The following is a 2,613-nucleotide window of genomic DNA, read 5'->3' as shown; positions in this document are numbered from 1 at the left end:
GCGTGCTGTCGCAGGTGGCGGGTTCGGATGTGGCGAAGCTGCGCCGCTACGCGGTGCGATTCTCCAAGATGGTCTTCCCGAACGACGACCTGGAGCGCCGCGTACTGGGAGCGCAGCAGCCCCAGCGCCTTGGCCGACCACGGCAGCAGCTCGGTGTCCAGCAGCAGCCAGTCGGTGCCCAGCTCCTCGAACAGCCCGGCCGTCTCGGCCGCCGCGCGCACCCGGGCGAGCAGGGTCTCCGTCCGCTCCGGAGCGTCGAAGAAGGGACGGCCGGTGCGGGTGTACACCGCGCCCGTGCTGCCGTCCTCCACCCCGAACCGGTCCCGGGCGGCCCGCGCCGACCGCGAAACCGCCACCACCGCACGCGAACCCATGTGCTTCTCCTCGCACACCACCGATTCCACGCCCTCGGAACGGTAGTACTCGAAGGCCTGGGCCGGGTGCTCGAGATAGCCGTCCAGGGTGGAGGTGGCGCACGGGGACATGGTCGGCGGCAGGTACACCAGCCAGCGCGGATCCACGGCGAAACGGCTCATCACCTCGAGCGCGGCGCTCGCGGCGTCCTCCCGCACGGTGACCCGGCCCAGGTGGCGGGTCTCCACCACCCGGCGGCCCAGCACGTCGTCCAGATCCAGCACGCCCGGGTCCCGCTGGACCACCGCCTCGCCGGTGGCGAAGGTGGCGGCCCGCAGCGGGCGCACCGGCTCGAACCAGACCTGTTCGGCCGCGACCGACACCGGCTCCCGCTCCGGGTAGCGCAGCGCGGTCAGGCGGCCGCCGAACACCACGCCGGTGTCCAGGCACAGGGTGTTGTTCACCCACACCAACTCGGTCATCGGCGTGTGGCCGTAGAGCACCAGCGCCTTGCCGCGGTAGTCGTTGGCCCACGGGTAGCGCACCGGCAGGCCGTATTCGTCGGTCTCGCCGGTGGATTCGCCGTACATGGCGAACTCGCGCACCCGGCCCGAGGTGCGGCCCTGGTACTCCTCCTTCAGGCCGGCGTGCGCGACCACCAGGTTGCCGCCGTCGAGCACGTAGTGGCTGACCAGGCCGCGCATGAATTCCTGTGCGGCCTTGCGGAACTCGGCGTCCTCGGCCTCCAGCTGGGCCAGCGACTCGGCCAGGCCGTGCTTGACCGTGACGCGGCGGCCGTCCAGGGCGCGCACCAGTTTGAACTCGTGGTTGCCGGTGACGCACAGGGCGTTTCCGGACGCCACCATGCCCATCACCAGGCGCAGCACGCCGGGGGTGTCGGGTCCACGATCGACCAGGTCGCCGACGAACACCGCCGTGCGGCCCTCCGGGTGACGTGCGTCCACCGGGCGGTCCTCGCCGTCGCGGGCCAGCACGTAGCCGAGCTCGCCGAGCAGCATCTCCAGTTCACCACGGCAGCCGTGCACGTCGCCGATCACGTCGAACGGCCCGGTGAGATCGGTCTTGTCGTTCCACAGCCGTTCGTCGCGAATGGTCGCCGCCTCGACCTCCTCGACGCCGCGCAGCACGTGCACCGTACGGAAACCCTCGCGCTCCAGGAACTTCAGCGAGCGCTTCAGATCGCGCTGGTGGCGGCCGACCACGTGCGGGCCCAGATCGGCGCGATCCACCCGCAGCGCGTTGCGCGCCACGCACACGCTCTCCGGGACGTCCAGCACGATCGCCACCGGCAGCACGTCGTGGGCGCGCGCCAGCTCCACCAGCGACTGCCGCGCCTTGGGCTGCACATTGGTGGCGTCGATGACGGTGCGCAGGCCGCGGCGCAGCCGCACGCCCGCCACGTGGTGCAGCAGCTCGAACGCCGCCGCGGTCGCCGACTGATCGGCCTCGTCGTCGCTGACCAGGCCACGGTAGGCGTCCGAGGACAGCACCGCCGTCGACCGGAAATGCTTGTGCGCGAACGTCGACTTACCCGAACCGCTGCTGCCGATCAGCACGACCAGCGACAGCGCCGGGACGGACAGTTCCGCCATCACGCGGCTCCCTTCTCGTCGCCATCGCGGTTCCCGTCGAACCCGTTGTTCCTGGTGAACACAGCCATCTGTGTCGAGGCCCCCACTTCCGCGTCCACGGGCCCCACCGGCTCGAAGCGCGCGGCATACCCGTACGCCGCACCGACCCGGTGTGCCCAGTCCGCGAATTCTGCCCTGGTCCACTCGAACCGGTGATCCGAATGCCGGAAAGCGCCCGCGGCGAGCCCGTCGTAGCGCACATTGAACTCGCTGTTCGGCGTGGTCACGACCACCGCGCCCGGAGCCGCCGCCCCGAACACCGCCTGCTCCAACGCCTTCAACCGGGTCGCGTCCACATGCTCGATCACCTCCATGAGCACCGCCGCGTCATACCCGCGCAGCGAGGCGTCGGTATAGGTCAGCGCGCCCTGCCGGACCGTGATCCGCCGCGCCTGCCACTCCGGCAGCCGCCGCACCCGCCGCGCCGCGATCTTCAACTCCCGCATCGACACATCGACTCCGACGATCTCCCCGAACGCCCGATCCGCCGCCAGCTCCAGCAGCAACGCCCCCTGCCCGCACCCGAGATCGAGCACCCGGGCCGCCCCCGACTCCAGGAGCGCCCGGCGAACCGCCGCGCGCCGCAGCACGGCCAGCGACGGCCCGC

At 71.5% G+C, this 2,613-nt stretch carries 2 protein-coding genes; both read right to left on the bottom strand.

Features of this window, described 5'->3' with window-relative positions:
• A partial coding sequence (locus tag ACWELJ_RS33945) for a polynucleotide kinase-phosphatase (RefSeq protein WP_452370149.1) occupies nucleotides 1–1,967 on the bottom strand: 1,967 nt, incomplete at its 3' end.
• A partial coding sequence (locus tag ACWELJ_RS33940; protein ID WP_452370148.1) for a methyltransferase domain-containing protein occupies nucleotides 1,967–2,613 on the bottom strand: 647 nt, incomplete at its 5' end. The genes ACWELJ_RS33945 and ACWELJ_RS33940, both read right to left, overlap by 1 nt.

It is taken from the genome of Nocardia sp. NPDC004582 (assembly GCF_053602115.1).
Note: the sequence above shows the minus strand (reverse complement) of the source record. Positions and strands in the feature narration are given on the sequence as shown.